Origin of the sequence: Meiothermus luteus, from assembly GCF_003574085.1 — a bacterium.
Classification (GTDB): Bacteria; Deinococcota; Deinococci; order Deinococcales; family Thermaceae; genus Meiothermus; species Meiothermus luteus.
Window position 1 is genome coordinate 1 of the sequence record NZ_QWKZ01000026.1, and the last position, 18,779, is coordinate 18,779.

An 18,779-nucleotide genomic window follows, 5' to 3' on the forward strand; every position below is an offset into this window, starting at 1 on the left:
AGGCCCCCAAGCCCCCCAAAGCCCGAGAGCAGGCCTTTATCGCCCCCAAACAGGAGCCCAGCCAGAGCCTTGGTTGGATTCACCAAAAGGGCGTTGTAAACCGCATCCACGTAGAATCCCTGTAAAGCCGCCGACTGGAAGCGTTCGTACCAATCGGGCATGGGCCGCTGGAAAAACCGGAACCCCCAAAGCAAGGCGGCGATGGCCACCACCGCCGAGATGACGATAAGGGCCCACTCGGTCAGCACGGGAAGCTTCTCGTGAGGGAAATCACCGATGGCTTGGGTTAGGAAGGGCTCGAGAAAGTTCTTGTAGTCAATCACGTAGGGCAGACCGATAAACCCCACCCCCACCGCACCCCCCATCAGGATATGGTTGGGCCACAGCATCACTGCCGGGCTCTCGTGGGGATGCTCTTTTCCTCGGTACTCGCCCCAAAAGACCAAGACGTACCAGCGAATGGAGTAAAGCGCCGCCAACACCGAAGCCCCCATCATCAGGGCCCAAAGCCAGGGGCCGTACTCAAAGGAGTAGGCCAGGATGGCGTCCTTTGACCAAAACCCAGCGAACGGGACCAATCCTCCAGAAGCTGCGGTGGCCACCAAGGCGTGCAGGTGGGTGACGGGCAGGTACTTGCGCATCCCGCCCATCTTGCGCACATCCTGCTCACCTCCCAGGGCGTGAATCACCGAACCGGAGCTCATGAACATCAAAGCCTTAAAGAAGGCATGGGTGACGATGTGAAAGATGGCCACCCAGTAGGCCCCCACCCCCACCGCCACGAACATGAAGCCGAGCTGGGATAGCGTGGTGTAGGCCACTATGCGCTTGATGTCCCATTGCCCCAAAGAGCAAAGGGCCCCGTAAATGGCGGTCAGAAAGCCAACCGCCACAATCAATCCGGAAAGGAAAGCATCCCCGTGGAGCAAAAAGGCGTGGCGCACCAGCAGGTAGACCCCAGCGGTGACCATGGTAGCGGCGTGAATCAGCGCCGAGACCGGGGTAGGCCCTGCCATCGCATCGGGCAACCAGACCATCAGGGGCACCTGGGCGCTTTTGCCCATGGCCCCCACAAGGAGGAAGAACCCAGCCAGGGTCAGGCTGGCAAAGCTGTAGCCCCCTTCCTCCACTTTTTGGGCCAGCTCCGAGATAGACAGGGTGCCGAACATACTCCACAAGAGGCCCATCCCCAGGAGAAAACCCAGGTCGCCGATGCGGTTGACGATAAAAGCCTTGCGCGCCGAGTCGGCATTGACCCGCTCGGTGTACCAAAAACCGATCAGCAGGTAGGAGGCCAGCCCCACCCCCTCCCAGCCGATGAAGACCACCGGCAGGCTGTCCCCCAACACCAGGAGGAGCATGGCCGCGATGAACAGGTTGAAATAGCTAAAAAAGCGGCTGTACCCGGGGTCGGCGTGCATGTAGCCGATGGCCCAGACGTGGATTAGGAAGCCCACGCCGGTGACCACCATGAGCATGACCCCCGAAAGGTTATCCAGCCTTAGGCTGAAGGGAATTCCCGGCAACCACTCCGCGAGGGTCCAGCGGGCCCCTCCTTGCAGCAGTAGGTAGAAGCCCAGCAGGAAGCTCGCTAGCACCAGAAGCGAGGCCACCCAGCCCGAGGCCGGCTCGCCAAAGCGCCGACCCCACAGGCCCAGAAGGGCAAAGCCCAGCAGGGGCAGCCCGATTACCAAAGGCAAAAGCAAGGTCTCCTGCACGTTACCACCTCAGTTGGCGCAGCTCGTCCACATTGGTGGTCTCCCGTCGGCGGAAAATGGCCACAATCAGGCCCAGCCCCACCGCCACCTCGGCCGCTGCAATGGCGATGATAAAGAGCACCACCACCTGGGCATCCAACCCGCCCGTCAACTTGGAAAAGGCAATCAAGGAAAGGGCCGCCGCGTTCAACATGAGTTCAATGGAGAGAAAGACCAGAATCGCGGTACGGCGGGTTAATACCCCGTAAGCTCCTATGGCGAACATGAGCGCAGAGGCCACCAGCCAGGTCATTTGACCACCGCCCTTCCTTCCTTCCGTTCGCTCAGGGGCGGCTCAGGTTGGCCTGCTCTTTGAGGATGGGCCGGGTGGGTGGTGGCGGCCAAAATTCGCTCCGGTTCCACCAGCACCACCGCTGCGACGGTGGCCACCAACAGCAAGAAGCCCACCGCCAGTAGGGCAAAGAGCCACCTTTCCGGGTCGTACAAAAGGGGCCCCAAGGCCTGAGGTAGCCCTCCAGCCAGGCTACCAGGGGAGGCTGGGGGGCTAAATTGGAGGGCTGCAAAAGTGAGCAAGCTGGCTAGCCCCAGCGCGCCCAGGGCCGCCACCCACGGCAAGCGGGGCAGAAGATCAGGGCCCACATTGGCGCTGGCCGCCGAAAGCAGCATGATGACGAACAAAAAGAGCACCACAATCGCCCCGGCATAGACGATAACCTGAATCATCGCCACAAAGCGGGCCTCGAGGGCCACGTACACGCCGGCCACCACCAAAAAGTTGGCGATCAAAGCCAAAGCCGCGTGCACAGCGTTTTGAAGCCGCACCACCGCCAGGGCGCTGCCCACCAGCAAGAGCAGGGCAAGAGCTTCCCAGAATCCAATCATGGGTTCCTCCCGTCTAGGGTCGTATTCCGCATAGTCCGAGCGATTTTACCCGTGGAGTGGCCCTTGGCGCACCCTCATTCCCCTTTGGTCACTTGGTCTTGGGAGGCTTGAAGCCCTCGAGCTCAGGCCGCACGTAGGGCACGGTGTAGCCCCTGCGGATAGGCTTTCCGGTGTACTTGGCCTCGCGCCGCTGGGGCTTGGTTCCCTCCACCTCCACCAGCATGTCCTCCTTGCCGTAGACGAAGTCGGCGTAGCGGTAGTCGGCCATCTCAAAGTCGTAGCCCATCACGATGGCCCCGGTGGGGCAGGCCTCCTCGCACAACCCACAGAAAATGCAGCGGAGCATGTTGATCTCGTAAACCCTGGCGTAACGCTCGCCAGCGCTCACCGGGTTTTCTGGGTCGTTCTCCGCAGCTTCAACGTAAATCGCATAGGCCGGACAGGCCGCCGCACAGAGGCTACAGCCGATGCACTTCTCAAGCCCGTTGGGGTGGCGGGTCAGCACATGCCGCCCGTGGAAGCGGGGCTTGAGGGGCACCGGGGCATCTGGATAGGGAATGGTCACGGGCTTAGAGAAAAGGGCCCTCAGGGTAATGCCCATGCTCTGGGCCAAGGCCGCGATGCTCATACGCGCACTCCTCCTCGGTTACCTAGGCGGGAAGGGGCTTTGGGGTCCGGCCGGGCGGTAACGGCGGCGTAGACCAAGAAACCCACCAGGCTGGCCAGGGAAAGCCAGGCCAAAAGCGACAGCGGAAGCCCAAAGGCCACCACCCCGGCCGAAAGCAGAAACCAGACCAAGGCCAGCGGGAAAAGCCTGCCCCAGCTAAACACCATGAGCTGATCGTAGCGAAGGCGGAAAAGGGTACCCCGCACCCAGATGAAGAAGAAGAGGAAGAAGGCGATTTTCACGAACATCCAAAGGTAAGGCAGGGAAAAAATTCCGCCGATGACCGGGATCTGCTCCATAAACCCCGGCATCCGCCAGCCGCCCAGAAAGAGGGTGGGGATAAGGGCCGAGGCGGTGATAAGGTGGATGTACTCGGCCATCTGGAAGAGGGCCCATTTGATGGAGCTGTACTCGGTGTTGTACCCTCCCACCAGCTCCTGCTCAGCCTCGGGAAGGTCGAAGGGGGTGCGGGCGGCTTCGGCCATGCTGGTCAGCAGGAAGATGGCAAAGGCGGGGAGCATGTAGAGGATCAGCCAGCCGTTCTGGTGCTGCCATTCCACAATCTGCCGCAGGTTGAGCGAGCCCACCAGGAGCACAGGGGCAAGGAGGCTGATGCCCAAGGCCAGCTCATAGGAGATCATGGAGGCCGAGGAGCGCAGCGAGCCCAGGAGGGAGTACTTGGAGTTAGATGCCCAGCCTGCTAGAAAAATCCCGTAGATGGCGATTTCTGAAACCGCAAAGACGTACAGTAACCCCACATCCAGGTCGATGACCCAAGGGTCGTATCCAAAGAAGGCGTCCTTAGGCCCAAAGGGGATGAGCCCAAAGGTGAGTACCGCAAAGGTCACGGAAATCATCGGGGCCAGCACGAAGACCACCCGGTCGGCCTTGGCCACCACCAGGTCCTCTTTGAAGATGGACTTGATGGCGTCGGCCAAAGGCTGCAAAAGCCCGGTGGGCCCCACCCGGTTGGGGCCCTGGCGAATCTGAATGCGGGCCAGCAAGCGCCGCTCCACCAGGGTCATGTAGGCAAAAGCGGTCAGAAGGCCGAAAATCACCAAAAAGGCCTTCAGCCCCACCATCCACAGGGGATCGGTGGCTTCGGCCACGGCAGTCTCGGCGGCCAGGGCCGGGCTCAAGGCCAAAACCCCCAGCAGCACGCCCAACCCCTGCATGCCCTTCATACCCCACCTCCAACCAGCACCCGGGCCTCCATCCGGCGGCCCGCCCAAGGCCCCAGGGCCGGCAGGTAGATTACCCCATCGGGCAATCCCTCCACCAAGCGCACCTCGAGCTCCTCGAGACCCCAGGGGGTCTCCAGTCCTACCCGGTAACCCTCGGCCAACCCCTGGACCCTGGCCGTAGCGGGACTCATCTCCAAGCACACCTGCACCACCTGGGCCACCTCCCCCACGAGCTGCTCCCGCCGCCACATGGTCGGGCGCAGGAAGAGCAGGCCCTGGCCAGGCTCAACCCCGAAAGAGGGCCAGGCTGCCGTCCTGATGGTCCAACGCTCCAGCACGGAGGGCAGCTTGTGCTTCTCCTGGAGCAGCCGGGTGGCCTGGCGCACCAGGCGCACCGGGGCTTTCAGCCCCATCGCCTCGGCCAAAAGGGCCAGCGCGGCCACCGCCCCGTCGGCCTGCCCGTTTTGAATGGAGGCGGGCTCGAGGGGGAGGACCCGGCCCTCGAGGTTCACCGTATGCCCCCGCTTCTCGTAAAAGGTCAGGTTGGGCAGCACCACGTCGGCATACCGCTCGGCCAAAGGGTGGCGGTGGGAAAGGTGGAGGACGCGGAAGGAAGCCGCTTTGAGCTGGGCCTCGGTGGGTAGGTAGCTGTAGTAGACCACCCGGGGGCCCACCCCCATCCAGTCCGCCCCGCCCTTCCCGGGAAAGAGCCCTATGGCTTCCAGGCCCCGGGCGTTGGGGGCGGGGGTCATGGCCAGCACCCGCGCACCCAGGCGCTCGGCCAGCTCGCGGGCCTTCTGGGCCGCCGCGGGGTGATTGAGCACATGGGCCCCCAGCACCAGCACCGTCTTCCGGCTTTGCTCAAGCCGCCCACGCGTCCAGGCCACGGCCTCCTCGAGGCCCAAAGGAGCCTCTCCTTGGCCCAGCAAGGCCATCAGCAAGGGGAGCTCTTGCCCCGGGGCGTGCACCCCCCTGCCCTGGGCCCATCGGGCGGTGGGGGAAGGGTAGGGGCTGAAGAGGGCCAGCTTGTGGGTGAGCCGGGGCATCCGCTCCTTGATGTTCAGGTCGGCAAAAGGCGTGCCATGGCCGAGCCGAGGGGCAGGTTTGAGGCCCCGGCTGTACTCCGAAAGCCGAAGGTGCAGGTTGGGGGCCTCCTCAGCGGGGTCACCCAGCACCAGCACAAACTCGGCCTCGAGCAGCTCCTCAAAACTGGCCGGGGCAAAAGCGGTGGCGGGATAGGCGGTGCGCCCCTGGAAGTCCCGGTGAGGGGTGCCGAGCAGGTGGGCCAGCTCCACCGCGGCCAGGCCCTCCTCGAGGGTGCTTTGCGCACCAAGGTAGAGGCCCACCTCCTCCCCCTTGAATCCAGAAACCCCAGCCCGAATGGCCTCCAGGGCCTCCTCCCAGGTGGCCTCCTGCAGCCCCCCTGCTTTGCGCACCAAGGGGCTCAGAAGGCGGTTCTCCCCCACCCACCGATGCCCAAAACGGGCCGCATCGGAAATCCACATCTCGTTCACCTCGGGCCGCTCAGCCGCGCGTATGCGCTCTAGGCGGCCGCTGCGGGTGTCCACGGCGATGGCCGCACCCACCGCGTCGTCCATGGAGGTGGTCAGGGTGGTGTCGTACTCCCAGTTGCGCGCGCGGAAGCGGGCGGTCTGGTCTAGGAGGGCCCCCACCGGGCAGATATCCACGATGTTGCCGGTAAAGTTGGAGGGCAGCCCTGGCTCCTCGCTGCTGATGAAGGTGTGCACCCCCCGCTCAATGAAGTCAAGCACCTCATCGCCCGGCACCTCCTCAAAGTAGCGCACACAGCGCTTGCAGTGGATGCAGCGCTCCCGATCAAGCACGATAAAGGGCGAAAGCGGGTGGTGCTTGTCCACATGCCGCCTGGTCATCTCAAAGCGGGTGTACAGCGGCAGCTCATTGGGGTTGGGGTGGTAGAACTTTTCGGCCAAACCGTACTCGTAGCTTCGGTCCTGGAGCTCGCAGGCCCCGCCTTTATCGCAGGTGGGGCAGTCCAAGGGGTGGTTGAAAAGCGTGAGCTCCACCATCCCCGACTGGGCGTGGCGCACCTCGTCGGAAAGGGTGTCAATCACCATCCCCTCGCTGACCGCGGTGATGCAGGCGGCCTGCAGCTTGGGCATCCAGAAGATCTTGGGCGCCCCATTCTCCAAGATGTACTGCCCATCCGGTCCCTTGCGCGGCGTGCCGGTGCGCACCAGACACATCCGGCAGGCCCCCACGGGCGATAGGTACTTCTCCGCGCAGAAAAGCGGCACGTCGTAACCAGCGTGAAAGATGGCGTCCATTACCGAGGTGCCGGGGGGCACCTCCACCGTCTTGTCGTTGACCGTGACTCTGACCATAGAACCCTACCCCCAGCGGCTCCCCAGGCGTTCCAAGGGCCTTGGATGCTCCACCAGGTCCACAAACTGGTGACGGAAGTGCTTCAGGCTACCCCGCACCGGCCAGCAAGCCGCATCCGCCAAGGCGCAGAAACTGCGACCCTCGATCTGGTCAAGGAGGCTCTCCAGCAGCTCCACATCGCCCTTCTCGCCCCGCCCGCTGCCGAGCTTCTCAAACAGGGCCACCATCCATCCCGATACCCCCTCGCGGCAAGGGGTGCACTTGCCACAGGACTCGTGGCCATAAAAGCGGGTTAGGTTCCACATCGCATCCACCATGCTCATGCTGGCCGGAATGCCGATAACCCCTCCAGTACCCAAGAGCGAACCCTTGGCCACCAGCGACTCGTAGTCCATGGGGGTATCCAGAATCTCGTCCGTCCAGGGCAGAGGTGGGCAGGAAGAACCCCCGGGGATAATAGCCTGGATGGGCTCGGTAGGACCGCCTGCCCAGTCAAAGAGCAGCTCGCGGAAGGTGGTGCCCATGGGCAGCTCATAAACCCCCGGGCGCTTGAACGGCCCCGAAACCTGGTAGAGCTTGTGCCCTTTGGACTTCTCGGTGCCCATGCTGGCGAACCAATCGGCCCCTCGGGACACAATGTGCACCACCGAGCAAAGGGTCTCCACGTTGTTGATGGTGGTGGGCATGCCCCAAAGCCCGGCTTGAGCAGGGAAAGGGGGTTTCATTCGGGGGTTGGCCCGAAGGCCCTCCAAGGAGTTCATCAGCGCGGTCTCTTCCCCGCAGATGTAGGCCCCAGCTCCTCGGTGTACGTAAAGGTCAAAGCTGAAGCCGGTACCCAGCACATCCCTCCCCAAGTATCCGGCCCCGTAGGCCTCCTTTATGGCCGCCACCAACCGGTCGTAGGCCCGGCGGTACTCCCCCCGTATGTAGATGTAGCCCTTGGTGGCCCCAATGCCCACCCCAGCGATGAGCATTCCCTCAATGAGCTGATGGGGGTCGTCCTCCATCAGGTAGCGGTCCTTGAAGCTGCCCGGCTCCGACTCATCGGCGTTGCAAACAATGTAGTGCTGCTTACCCGAGTCCTTGGGCATAAAGCTCCACTTGAGCCCGGTAGGAAAACCCGCACCCCCACGGCCGCGCAGCCCGGACTTTTTGACCTCCTCTACCACCCAGTCGCGACCCTGGGCAAGGGCCTTCCTAATCGCCTGGTAACCTCCGTGGGCCAGGTAGTATTCCAGCGTCCAGGAGCCCGGCTGGCCCACGTGCTTGTACAGGGTCTTCTCAAACCGCGGGTCTTTTCCGCTCACGATGGGCCCGTTCATGCACTCACCTCGTCGCCCCGCACGTGCACCTCGTGCCCCACCTTGCCGGGAAGCTCAATCTCATCTAGCCTTTTGCCTGCCCTAAGCCCGTCCAAAAGCGCTCTCAGTCGGGCCTTGGTCACGCACTCCACATAGGGCTCGTCGTTAATCTGGATCACCGGCGCGGTGTGGCAGCTCCCCAAGCACTCCACCTTCTGGATGCTGAAAAGCCCGTCCGGCGTCACCTCTCCCCGCAGGATACCGAGCTCGGCCACCAGCTCATCCCAAAGCTCATCAGCACCCCCAATCGCGCAGGAAAGGGTAGCGCAGACCTGGATGTGGTATTTCCCCGTAGGCAGGGCCTGGTAGTAGCTGTAAAAGCTCATCACCCCGGCCACCTCGGTAGCGGTGATGCCCAAAATACGCCCGATTTCCTCCTGGCGCTCGGGCGAAATCCAGCCTTCCTCCTGCTGCACCCGGCGCAGCATGGGCATAATGGCCGCCCGCCGCCCTTGGGGCGTGTCCGGGTACTGGCCGAAGACCTCCCGCAACCACTCCTGCTTATCGTCAAAAAACCCCACGCTTACCTCCAGCCTCCTACTCCTAACCACCCACGCGAAGCCAGCCCAAACAGCGGCCTTACCGGTCCACATCCCCCATCACCGGGTCAAGCGAAGCGATAACCACCACCATATCCGCCATCTGCACGCCCTTACAGGCAAAGGAGAGGCTCTGCAGGTTGACAAAGCTGGGCGAGCGCACCTTGACCCGGTAGGGCATGGAGCCCCCGTCGGAGATGATGTAGTAGCCCAGCTCCCCTCGAGCGCTCTCGGTGGGCACGTACACCTCACCCAAGGCCGGGTGGAAGCCCTCGGTCACCAGCTTGAAGTGATAGATGACCGCCTCCATCGAGGTTTCCAGCAGATGCCGAGGCGGCAGGGAAATCTGTGGGTTGGGGTCGCGTATGGGCCCCGGGCCCATCGCCTCGAGCCGCTCCACCGCCTGCTGGATAATCTTGACCGACTCGCGCATCTCCAGGATGCGGATAATCATCCGGTCGTAGACATCCCCCCCATAGAGAACCGGCACCTCAAACTTGTACGTCTCGTACCCCGAGTAGGGGTAGGCCTTGCGCACATCGTAGTCCACCCCCGAGGCCCGCAGGCTGCCCCCGGTGAGGGACAGGTTGATGGCGTCGTCAGGGGGAATCACCGCCACCCCCCGGGCCCGCTCGTAGAAGATGGGGCTTTCCCGGAAGAGGGCCTCGTACTCGTCAATCCGGTAGGGCATCTGGGCGATGAACTTCTTGACTTCCCCCAGGAATTCCGGCGGCAGGTCCTCCTTCAGGCCGCCGATGCGGATGTAGTTGTGGTGGAAACGCTGGCCCGAAACCCACTCAAAGAGGTCCAGCACCGCCTCGCGCTCGCGGAAGGCGTAGAAGAAGGGGGTGAGGGCCCCGAAGTCCAAAAGGCCGGTCCCCAAGAAGACCAGGTGAGAGGCGATGCGGGACAGCTCGTTGAGCATTACCCGGATGGTCTCCGCCCTGGGGGGCACCTCGGCCCCCACCAGCTTCTCCACCGCCAGGGCGTAGGCCAGGTCGTGGGCAAAGCTGTGGAGGTAGTCCATCCGAGGGGTGTAGGTGATGCACTGGGTATAGGTGCGATGCTCCATGTTCTTCTCAAACCCAGTGTGGAGGTAGCCGATGTGGGGGGTAAGGCGCAGAATCTGCTCCCCCGAGAGGTCCACCACCACCCGCAGCACCCCGTGGGTGGAAGGGTGCTGGGGCCCCACGTTCAGGGTCATCACCTCGGACTTGAGTTCCGGAGCGTCGGAGATTTCGTAGGCCTCCACCGAAGGGCTGTGGAGCTTAGCCGGATCACGCACCATTAGCTGCCTCCCTTAATGGCTTTCTGCACCTCGGCGGCCACCTCACCATAGCCTTTACGGGTACCGCCGCGCCAGCCGGTAAGGCCGGGTTTGTTGCCCGCTAGCCCCGCGCGGAAGGCCTCGGGATCAATAAAACGGCCCTCTTTGAAGAGGGTCGGGGTTTCGCCCAAGGGAAAGTCCTTGCGCAGGGGGTGGCCCTCGAGGTCCTCGGGGGTGAGAATCTTGCGTAGGTCGGGATGGCCCTCAAACTGGATGCCGAACATGTCGTACACCTCCCGCTCCAGGAAATCGGCCCCCCGCCAGAGGTCGGTGAGGGTGGGCAGGCGGGGGTCTTGCTCGGGAACATAGACCCGGATGAAGACCCGGCTGCCGTCCCCCTCCTTGTAGCCCGGAAGCGAAACCAGCTCGTAGACCACCGAGAAGCGCTCAGGCTTTTTCTCAGGATAGGTGAGGTAGTCTATCCCCACGATGTCCGCCAAGTAGTTCCACCCCTGGGCTTTGAGCTCAGCCATAAGGGGTTTTAGCTCGACCCGGGGCACCACCACCCAGGTGCTGCCGTGGGCTTCCTCCACCACCCAGCCCCTGCTTTGGGCCTCCTGCTTGAGCCGCTGAAGCCTCCGCATCCTCCACCCCTACCGTGTCCAGGCCTCTACCTTGGGCAGCTTCCGGCCCTGGTCGTCGCGGGCCTTACCCTGGATTTTCTTCTGGAGCTGCATCACCGCATAGATAAGGGCCTCCGGCCGGGGCGGGCAGCCCGGCACGAAGACATCCACCGGCACCACGCTGTCCACGTTCTGCACGATGGCGTAGTTGTTGAACATACCCCCCGAGGAGGCGCAGGCCCCCATAGAGATGACCCACTTGGGGTCGGGCATCTGATCGTAGACCCGCCGCATCACCGGGGCCATCTTCTTGGAAAGCCGGCCCGCCACAATCATCACGTCGGCCTGGCGGGGCGAGGCCCTGAAGACCTCCGAACCGAAGCGGGACAGATCGTTTCTGGAGTCGGTGGAGGCCATCATCTCAATGGCGCAGCAGGCCAGACCAAAGGTAGCCGGCCAAAGGCTGTTGGAGCGCCCCCAGGCAATGAGCTTCTCCAAGGTGGTGAACAGGACGCCCGCGTTCTCGAGCTCCTGCACGTCTTTGGTGAACAAGTCGGTCAGGGTTGCCATAAACCTCCCACTAAAGAAGCGCTAGCGCCACTTCAAAACACCCTTGTACCACTCGTACAAAAACCCCACCAAAAGCAGCAGGGTGAAGACGAGGAGGCCCACAAAGCCCACCACCCCCAAGGTGCCCGCGCTTACCGCGTAGGGCCACAGAAAGGCCACCTCCACATCAAAGATGATGAAGAGCATGGCCACCGCGTAGAAGTGCACCGGAAAGCGCCTGACCTCACCCGCGGGGTCGTTGCCGGACTCGTAAGGCATGAGCTTGGCCCGGCCCCCCTTCTTAGGCCCCAGAAGGGCCCCCACCCCGGTAGCCAGCAGCGCAATGCCCACTGCGACCGCAAAGTAGACCAAAACAGCCTGGTACTCGGTTATCGGTGACATGTGCCTCCTTGAGGGGAACCCTCGTGCCAATCTTCACGAAGTTGGGTCAAGCGGCTCGAGCTTCCCAAAACCGCCCACATCTTACACCCTTTGTAAGCCAGTGAAAGTATGGCCCCGTTCCAGAATCGGACCCCTCCTCTGCCCCAGCCATCAAAAACGCTCCCGAGCGCCACACAAGCACCGCTTAGGGTTCAGCTTAGGAGCGCCAAACCCTAAAAAAAACCCCCCGGAGGGCGCCCCTTTATCAGTAGCGCTTATCCACCAGGGGCGGCCCTTCCAAGGCGGGGTCGGCCTGTATCTCATCAATGCGGATGCCGGTGGCCTGCTGTAGGGCCGGGCCAAGCTGGGGCGGGACCGAATCAGCCTTGATGCGCAAAATAAGCCGGTCGGTGCCCCCTTCTTTGGTCTCCACCACCACCTGGGCCCCACCCCGCGGGTCAACGCCAAAGGCCATCAGCAACGGGGCCAGCTCGGTGGGGTAAAGCTTGACCCCCTTGACCTTGACCATTAGGTCGGTGCGGCCAATGACCCCCTTGGGCAGACAGACCCTTCCCCCACGGCGGCTCACCACCGCCAGATCGCCGGTGCGGAAACGGATCATGGGCATCAGGGTGCGCGAAAGGGAGGTTACCACCAGCTCGCCCTTCTCTCCCTCGGGGGTGGGCTCCAACGTCTCGGGGTCTATGACCTCCAAAACCGCCATCTCGGGTATCTCCCAGAGCCCGTCCTTCTCCAGGCCCTCCCCGGCCACCACCCCCAGCTCAGAGGTGCCGTAGGCGTCCACCGCCACCCCCCCTATGGCCTGCTCGAGCCGCTCCCGGTAGCCGGGCACCGAGGTAAAGGGCTCCCCACCAGCCATCAAAAGCTCAAAGCGCCCTCCAGCCTGGGCCACCTTCATTGCGAAGCTGGGGTTGGAGACCAGCACCTCAAAGCCATACTGCTGCTGAAGCTGGGCTATGCGCTCGGCCTCGCCAGGGCCGTGGGGCAGCACCATGGCCCCGGCCCGCTGCAAGGCTTCGTGGAAAAGCCACCCCCCGGCGAAGACGTGGTAGCCAAAGGCCACCAAGACCTTCTTCCCTGCCACCCCCAGCCGGCGCATCTGGGCAGCCAGGGCCTCTGCCTGGTAGGCCACATCCTCAGCGGAAAGGTACTCGGGCATCCAGCCCATGGCCGGGCTGGGCGTAAGGTGCATCAGGGCAGCCCCCTGGGGAGGCTTGGGGTTGGCCTGTAGATAAGCCAGCCAGTCCTGGCGGGTGGTCAGGGGCAGCCGGGCAAGGCCCTCTGGGGTTAACGCGTCAACGTCCACCTGCTTTAGCTTCTCGGCATAGACGGGGTGTCTTTGCGCGGCAGCAACAACCGCTCTCAAACGCTGGACTCTGTCCATAGGGAGCTCCTCACCTTGGTTGCCAGGATTATATCCGCCCCTCCCCTCGCCCTCAAAACCCCAGCCAAGGGCCGAAGCCCCTAACCGCTCCTCCTGATCGCCTCCACCAGGCTCCGCAGCTCCCTCACCTCGGCCTCCAAGGCCTCCAGGCGGATTTCCAGCTCGCTTTTGGCCTCCAAAGGGGCCGGAAAGCTGGGCGGGCCGGCCAGAAGGTGGGCGTAGCGGGCCTCCCGCTCCCCCGGTCGCCGCTCCAGACGCACCACCAGGGGGTGTGGGGCGTGCTCCATAAGGCCCCTCAGCACGGTCTCTACCTCCTGCAAGGAGGCGAACCGCTGGCCCATGCTCTCGGCTCGAGCCCGCAGCTCCCCTAAAGTCTGCGGGCCCCGCAGCATCAGCAGGCCCAGCAAGGCGGTGGCGACAGGGGCCAGCCTATACTCCCGGTCCAAAAACTGCCGGTATTTGGGGGCTCGGGCGCCGGGCTCCCGGAACATCCCGCAAAGCCGCCTGCGCTGCAGCGAGTCCAGGGCTTCCCGTACCTCTGCTTCGCTCAGGTTCATCACTGGATTCCGGTTGCTCTTCTGGTTGGCCCCCAGCCGAACCGCGTTCTCCGTAAGGGGGTAGTGCTCGGGGGTTACGAACTGCTTCTCAATCAGGGTGCCCAGCACCCGCACCTCAATCTCGGAAAGAGGCTCCACGGAGCAAATATAGCCGATTGACCCGCCTTTGGGCGGGGTGGCAGAATCGGGCCTATGCGAGCGGTGTGGATGGATGGCCGGGGCGGCCCGGAGGTCCTGCGCCATGGCGAGATCGCAGAACCCGCGGTGGGCCCTGGGGAGGTGCGGGTTCGCGTTCGGGCGGTGGCCCTCAACCACCTTGACCTGTGGGTACGCAAGGGGGTAGCGGGCCCCAAGCTGGCCCTGCCCCACATCCTGGGCTCCGATGTGGCCGGGGTGGTGGAGGCGGTGGGGCCCGGGGTGCAGGGCGTGGCGCCGGGGGAGGCGGTGGTGGTGAATCCAGGGGTTTCCTGTGGGCACTGCGAGCGCTGCCTAAGCGGCCAGGACAACCTTTGCCCAGAGTACCAAATCCTGGGCGAGCACCGCTGGGGTGGGTACGCTGAGCTGGTGGTGGTTCCGGCGGCCAACGTGCTGCCCAAGCCGCAAAACCTGGGGTTTGCCGAGGCCGCAGCCATTCCCCTAGCCTTCCTCACCGCTTGGCAGATGGTGGTGGACAAGCTCCAGGTGAGGCCGGGAGAAGACGTGTTGGTCATGGCCGCAGGCTCCGGTGTTTCCGTGGCGGCCATACAGATCGCCAAGCTCTACGGGGCGCGGGTCATCGCCGCAGCCGGAAGCGAGGAGAAGTTGGAGAAGGCCAGGGACCTCGGCGCGGACGAGGGGGTCAACTACAGCCGGCCAGACTGGTTCAAGGAGGTGCGGCGGCTCACTGGGGGCAAAGGCGCCGATGCGGTGGTGGACCACACTGGGGCGGCTTACTGGGAAGGGGTCATCAAGGCCACCGCCTGGGGAGGGCGCATCAGCCTGGTGGGGGCCTCCTCGGGTTACGAAGCCCTCACCCCTCTTTCCCACATCTTCTATCGCCAGCTCACCATCTTCGGGTCCACCATGGCCTCCAAAAGCCGCCTCTACCCCATCCTGCGCTGGGTGGCCCAGGGCAGGCTCAAGCCCGTGCTCGGAAGCCTCCTGCCGCTGGCCAGGGCCGCCGAGGGGCACCGCCTTTTGGAGGAACGGCAGGTCTTTGGCAAGGTAGTGTTGGAGGTTTGAATCAAGCCGTTTGCAGCGGACCCTACCCAGTACAGGTAACGCGCAAAGAAAAGCAGAGCGCAAGCCCCAGGCATGGCCCCCCTCGCAAAGCCCGCATGGGCCAAAAACCCCGGCCTTCGTGACATAAACCCAAACCAGCCCATCCCCCTTTGCCCGGCGTTAAGGTTCTTGGAAACCTAGGCCCTTTGTCGCATGATGGTTTAGGCGGCGCAAGGGGCGGCCCTCGTTGTGGTATCCGAAAATCGGGCGATGGTATTTTAGCCAATAAGGGGGTACCATGTTTCTCTTGCGGAACGGGCAGCCCACTGCCCACAGGAAGTGAGACAACTGAGATGAAGACGGCTTTATTTATTGACGGCTCCTACATGTACGATGCGGCCAAGCGTCTGGGGTGGAACATAGATCACCGGAAGGCCATCGGCATCTTCGCTCCTCCCGAGGACCTGTACAACGCTTTCTACTACGCTCCGGTCACCGACAGCAACGACGAGCGGCAGCAGAAATTCCTGGATGCCCTGGTCTTCATGGGCTACACCGTACGCAGCCGCGAGACCCACGGCGACCCCCGTTTTGAGGCGATGATTGCTACCGACCTTCTGGTCACCGCACCCCGCTGGGAGCGGGCTGTCCTGGCCAGCGGCTCGGGGGACCTAGCCCACACCCTCGCAGCCCTACGGGCCATGGGTAAGGAGATACACCTCTTAGGGATACCCGAACTCACCGACCTCGAGCTGCGCAACCAGTGCGACCGCTACATTGACCTGCGCGAGATGCAGGCCCAGCTCGAGCGCACCGGGGGTGGGCGCCGGGTCTACCCCAGCCTGAGCGAGGAGGTCCAAAGGAGCGAGGAGGCCAGCCCGGCCAGGCGCCTGCTTGAGAACCTCGAGGACGAGCTCAAGTGAAAACCCCTTGGTGCAGCGCCCAGCCCTAGGGCTGGGCGCTTTTTGCGGCAGGAGACCCCAGCAGAAGGCGCTTAGCTCCACTCCCGAATCGGCACCAGCTCGCCCCCTTCCACCACCTTCCGTACCGGGCGGTAGGCCCGGTCAAACCATATCTCAAGGACCGCCCGGTCCAGGTGTTTAGGGGAAACCACCACCTTCCGCACGTAGTAGCCGCCCTCATCCGAAGCCGAAATCTCGCCGCCTTTAGAAAGCCGCAGCTCCACCACTTCCTTGTTCCGCGCCGTGCGCACCCGCACCCGGAAGGCCGCGTCGCCCTCCCTCTTGACGTGCTCATCGGGTTTGCGAAACAAGCCGAACATACCCCTAGTATCCCACAACCCCCAAGCGGCGAGGTGCAAATCCTAAGAAAATCCCATCTTTTGGGGTTATACTCGCAAATAATGCGGTTCCTTGCCATCTTGATCGTGTTCTTCCCCCTAGCCATGGCTTTTCCCCGGCTAGGGCTTCACGAGGGCTACACCCGGCTGGTCTTTGACCTGGAAAAAGGGGTTCAGTACCAGATCAGCCAAACCCCCGACACCCTTACCCTGCGCTTCACCGGAACCAGGCCTGCGGCCAGCGACACCGATGTAGGCTCTCCCCAGGTAGCCTCCTACCAGGTGGTGCCCACCCCCCAGGGCGCCAACGTCTTCGTCCGGCTGCGCCCCAGCGTGGAAGTCAAGACCTTTCTACTAGAGGACGGCAGCCGGCGGCGCTTGGTGGTGGACGTGCTGACGGGAAGCCGGGCCCCCACTTCCCCTTCTACCGCCCAACCCAGGCCCAGCCCGCCAAAACCGAGGGCGCAGCCCAAGGTTGTGGTCCTTGATCCAGGCCACGGCGGGGTAGACCCGGGCGCGGTGGGCTTCGTGGTGGAAAAGGAGGTCACCCTAGACCTGGCCTTTCGGGTAAGGCGCCTCCTGGAAAGGGAAGGCGTGGAGGTGGTGCTGACCCGCGACCGGGATATCCACCTCTCCCCCGACAAGGCCACCGACTTAGGCCTGCGGGCCGAAATTGCTAACTCCAAGCGAAACCTGTTCGTATCCATCCACGTCAACAGCGCCTCCACCCCAGCCCAGGGCATTGAGGTCTACTACTTCGGCAACACCCTTGACCCCGCCCTTTTAGCCCAGGTTATCCGGGAAAACGGCGGTGGCGAGGTGGGGCGGCGGCTCACGCAGGAAGCCCAGAGCGTAAGCCAGCGAATCATGAGCGATCTAATCGCCCAGTCCAACCTGATGTTCTCACGCCAGCTCGCCCACTACGTGCAGGCTTCCTTGCTTCGGGCCACAGGCGCGGTGGACCGGGGGGTACGGCAGGCGCCTTTTTACGTGCTGCGCAACGCCCGCATCCCGGCCATCCTGGTAGAGGTGGGCTTTGCCAACCACCCCACAGAAGGGCGCAGGCTACAGACCGAGGCCTACCGGCAGGCCCTGGCCGAGGGGCTGGCCCGGGGTATCCTGCGATTCCTAAACAACGGGGAATAGCCGCCGTCCGCGGGCAATCTGCACCAGCTCCCAAAGGGGCAGGTCGTCTAGGCGATTGAGCAGCAGGTCGGCCTCGCCTAGGTCTAGATGGCGGGTGATGGGGTTGGGAACCGCCACGGTAAAAGCGCCGGCGGCTCGAGCCGCCCGCACGCCGTTGAGGGAGTCTTCTATGGCCAGGGCCTGGCGCGGCCGGACGCCCAGGGCCTCCGCAGCCCTGAGAAAAAGGGCTGGATCGGGCTTGGTCAGGGCGACATCCTCCTTGGTGCAGACCACCTGGAAAGCGGACAACAGCCCCAGCCTGCCCAGGTGCCCTTCCACCCAGGCCCGGCTCGAGCTGCTGGCAAGGGCCAGCCCAAGCCCCATCGCCTGGGCCGCCTCAATGTACTCCACCACCCCCGGGAGGGGCTTCAGTTCCCGGTTGAGTTCGGCCTTGCGCCGCTCCACCCGGGCCTCAACCTCCGCCCTGTCCAGGCCAACCCCCAGGAGGGCCTCGAGGTGGCCCACAGGATCAAAAGGCAAGGAATTGTTGCCGACAAAGGGCAGCCAGTAGTCCAAGCTTAGCTCGGCGCCATAGGTCCAGTAGACCTCCTGCCAGGCCCGAAACTCGCTGCTTTCGGTATCCAGGATGGTCCCGTCAAAATCAAAGATGAGGGCTTGCATGCCCTGGGATTGTACCTCAGGTTCACTTTTGTCCCAAACTGGTGTAGGCTTACAGGGTATGAAATCTAAAGTCTTCCTTTTTCTAGCCCTGCTGGCCCTGGGCCTACCCGCCGGCCTGGCGCAAAACCCCATAAAGGTCCGCATTGGCTTCAACCCCACCCAGAACTCCGACCAGCTCCGCCCGGCTGCCCAGGCCATCGCAGACTACCTAGAACGGCGCTTCCAAGGGGCCATTGAAGTAGAGGTCTTCATCCCCACTGAATACCGCGGCCTCATTGAGGCCATGCGTGGGGGCAACCTAGACTTCGCCTTCTTCCCCCCGGACGGCTACGTCATCGCCAACCAAGACGTAGGGGCCCAGGTGCTCCTCAAAAGCGTGCGCAACAACAACCCCTACTACTGGAGCGCCATCGTGGTACGCAAGGACTCAGGCATCAAAAACCTCCAGGGCCTTGACGGCAAGAGCATCGCCTGGGTGGACAAGAACTCCGCGGCAGGCTACGTCTTCCCCCGGGCAGCCATCGTGGGAGCAGGGCTTGACCCGGACAAACTCTTCGCCAAGCAAACCTTCGCGGGGCGCCACGACGCTTGTGTGCTCGCAGTGCTGAACAAGTCGGTGGACGCCTGTGCCACCTTTGCCAACGACAACCGCAACAAATCCGGGGCTTGGACGCAGTTCCTCAAGCCCGAAGAGGCCGCTCAGCTCACCGCTATCTTCTACTCTCGGCCCATCCCCGGCGACACCTTCTCGGTCTCCAAGCAGTTCATCACCAAATACCCCACGCTGGCACGGGGCATCGCAGCGGCGCTGCAGGGAATCCGGGCTCCTGAAAACAAGCTCCTCTTCAACCTCTACCGCATTGACTACATGATCCCTGCCCAAGACTCGGACTACGACGTGGTTCGCCAGGCCCGCAAGGTGGCCGGCCAGTAGCCCCGGGCCCCTTTTATGCCCCCAGCCGAAGCCTGGGGGCTT

The 18,779-nt window shown here is 63.5% G+C and carries 20 protein-coding genes; 4 read left to right on the forward strand and 16 right to left on the reverse strand.

All coding sequences use genetic code 11. The annotated features are described in order from the left end of the window. From nuoL to Mlute_RS05545, 14 genes are all read right to left on the reverse strand, one after another. Positions 1-1,706: NADH-quinone oxidoreductase subunit L (gene nuoL / locus Mlute_RS05480; protein ID WP_407942643.1), on the reverse strand; the 1,706-nt coding region annotated here is incomplete at its 3' end. A 13-nt stretch (positions 1,707-1,719) separates the two neighbouring features. Beyond that, complete coding sequence (gene nuoK, locus Mlute_RS05485; RefSeq protein WP_119359742.1) at positions 1,720-2,010, reverse strand: NADH-quinone oxidoreductase subunit NuoK; 291 nt, start codon at positions 2,008-2,010, stop codon at positions 1,720-1,722. Beyond that, positions 2,007-2,600, reverse strand: a complete 594-nt coding sequence (locus Mlute_RS05490; protein ID WP_119359743.1) for an NADH-quinone oxidoreductase subunit J family protein — start codon at positions 2,598-2,600, stop codon at positions 2,007-2,009. Before Mlute_RS05490 ends, nuoK begins: the two co-directional genes overlap by 4 nt. An 88-nt stretch (positions 2,601-2,688) precedes the next feature. Beyond that, the gene (nuoI, locus tag Mlute_RS05495) at positions 2,689-3,228 is read right to left on the reverse strand and encodes an NADH-quinone oxidoreductase subunit NuoI (protein WP_119359744.1); all 540 of its coding nucleotides are present in this window, start codon (positions 3,226-3,228) and stop codon (positions 2,689-2,691) included. Beyond that, positions 3,225-4,349: an NADH-quinone oxidoreductase subunit NuoH gene (gene nuoH, locus Mlute_RS05500; RefSeq protein ID WP_119359770.1), complete on the reverse strand. Its 1,125-nt coding sequence runs from the start codon at positions 4,347-4,349 to the stop codon at positions 3,225-3,227. The genes nuoI and nuoH overlap by 4 nt, the downstream gene beginning before the upstream one ends. A 98-nt stretch (positions 4,350-4,447) precedes the next feature. Continuing rightward, complete coding sequence (locus Mlute_RS05505; protein WP_119359745.1) at positions 4,448-6,814, reverse strand: molybdopterin-dependent oxidoreductase; 2,367 nt, start codon at positions 6,812-6,814, stop codon at positions 4,448-4,450. Between the two features lie 6 nt (positions 6,815-6,820). After that, positions 6,821-8,137, reverse strand: a complete 1,317-nt coding sequence (gene nuoF / locus Mlute_RS05510; protein WP_119359746.1) for an NADH-quinone oxidoreductase subunit NuoF — start codon at positions 8,135-8,137, stop codon at positions 6,821-6,823. After that, positions 8,134-8,697 carry an NADH-quinone oxidoreductase subunit NuoE family protein gene (locus Mlute_RS05515; RefSeq protein WP_119359747.1) on the reverse strand — a complete coding sequence of 188 codons (564 nt, stop codon included), beginning with the start codon at positions 8,695-8,697 and terminating at the stop codon, positions 8,134-8,136. Before Mlute_RS05515 ends, nuoF begins: the two co-directional genes overlap by 4 nt. 58 nt (positions 8,698-8,755) lie before the next feature. Next, positions 8,756-10,003, reverse strand: a complete 1,248-nt coding sequence (gene nuoD / locus Mlute_RS05520; protein WP_119359748.1) for an NADH dehydrogenase (quinone) subunit D — start codon at positions 10,001-10,003, stop codon at positions 8,756-8,758. Continuing rightward, a complete protein-coding gene (locus tag Mlute_RS05525) occupies positions 10,003-10,626 on the reverse strand; it encodes an NADH-quinone oxidoreductase subunit C (RefSeq protein WP_119359749.1) in 624 nt (207 codons plus the stop codon). The genes nuoD and Mlute_RS05525 overlap by 1 nt, the downstream gene beginning before the upstream one ends. A 9-nt stretch (positions 10,627-10,635) precedes the next feature. After that, positions 10,636-11,175 carry a NuoB/complex I 20 kDa subunit family protein gene (locus Mlute_RS05530; protein ID WP_119359750.1) on the reverse strand — a complete coding sequence of 180 codons (540 nt, stop codon included), beginning with the start codon at positions 11,173-11,175 and terminating at the stop codon, positions 10,636-10,638. Positions 11,176-11,196: 21 nt separating this feature from the next. After that, entirely contained in the window at positions 11,197-11,556 is a 360-nt protein-coding gene (locus Mlute_RS05535; protein WP_119359751.1) for an NADH-quinone oxidoreductase subunit A, read from the reverse strand. Between the two features lie 244 nt (positions 11,557-11,800). Beyond that, complete coding sequence (locus Mlute_RS05540; RefSeq protein WP_119359752.1) at positions 11,801-12,940, reverse strand: phenylacetate--CoA ligase family protein; 1,140 nt, start codon at positions 12,938-12,940, stop codon at positions 11,801-11,803. Between the two features lie 80 nt (positions 12,941-13,020). Further along, positions 13,021-13,635 carry a YceH family protein gene (locus Mlute_RS05545; RefSeq protein ID WP_119359753.1) on the reverse strand — a complete coding sequence of 205 codons (615 nt, stop codon included), beginning with the start codon at positions 13,633-13,635 and terminating at the stop codon, positions 13,021-13,023. 54 nt (positions 13,636-13,689) lie between these two features. Between Mlute_RS05545 and Mlute_RS05550 the strand changes: the two genes are divergently transcribed. After that, the gene (locus Mlute_RS05550; protein ID WP_119359754.1) at positions 13,690-14,718 is read left to right on the forward strand and encodes a zinc-binding dehydrogenase; all 1,029 of its coding nucleotides are present in this window, start codon (positions 13,690-13,692) and stop codon (positions 14,716-14,718) included. Positions 14,719-15,050: 332 nt separating this feature from the next. After that, positions 15,051-15,620 carry a LabA-like NYN domain-containing protein gene (locus Mlute_RS05555; protein WP_119359755.1) on the forward strand — a complete coding sequence of 190 codons (570 nt, stop codon included), beginning with the start codon at positions 15,051-15,053 and terminating at the stop codon, positions 15,618-15,620. A 71-nt stretch (positions 15,621-15,691) separates the two neighbouring features. Here Mlute_RS05555 and Mlute_RS05560 read toward each other — a convergent pair whose 3' ends face one another. Beyond that, positions 15,692-15,979: a hypothetical protein gene (locus tag Mlute_RS05560; protein WP_119359756.1), complete on the reverse strand. Its 288-nt coding sequence runs from the start codon at positions 15,977-15,979 to the stop codon at positions 15,692-15,694. 81 nt (positions 15,980-16,060) lie between these two features. On the opposite strand from Mlute_RS05560, the gene Mlute_RS05565 reads away from it, so the two are divergent. Further along, positions 16,061-17,143, forward strand: coding sequence for an N-acetylmuramoyl-L-alanine amidase family protein (locus Mlute_RS05565; protein WP_119359757.1), 1,083 nt, complete (start codon positions 16,061-16,063; stop codon positions 17,141-17,143). On the opposite strand, the gene Mlute_RS05570 is transcribed toward Mlute_RS05565, so the two are convergent. Beyond that, positions 17,126-17,803 (reverse strand): HAD family hydrolase, encoded by a 678-nt coding sequence (locus Mlute_RS05570; protein ID WP_119359758.1) that lies wholly within the window; start codon positions 17,801-17,803, stop codon positions 17,126-17,128. The genes Mlute_RS05565 and Mlute_RS05570 overlap by 18 nt on opposite strands. 58 nt (positions 17,804-17,861) lie before the next feature. Between Mlute_RS05570 and Mlute_RS05575 the strand changes: the two genes are divergently transcribed. After that, complete coding sequence (locus Mlute_RS05575) at positions 17,862-18,737, forward strand: phosphate/phosphite/phosphonate ABC transporter substrate-binding protein (RefSeq protein ID WP_119359759.1); 876 nt, start codon at positions 17,862-17,864, stop codon at positions 18,735-18,737. Positions 18,738-18,779 lie beyond the last annotated feature (42 nt).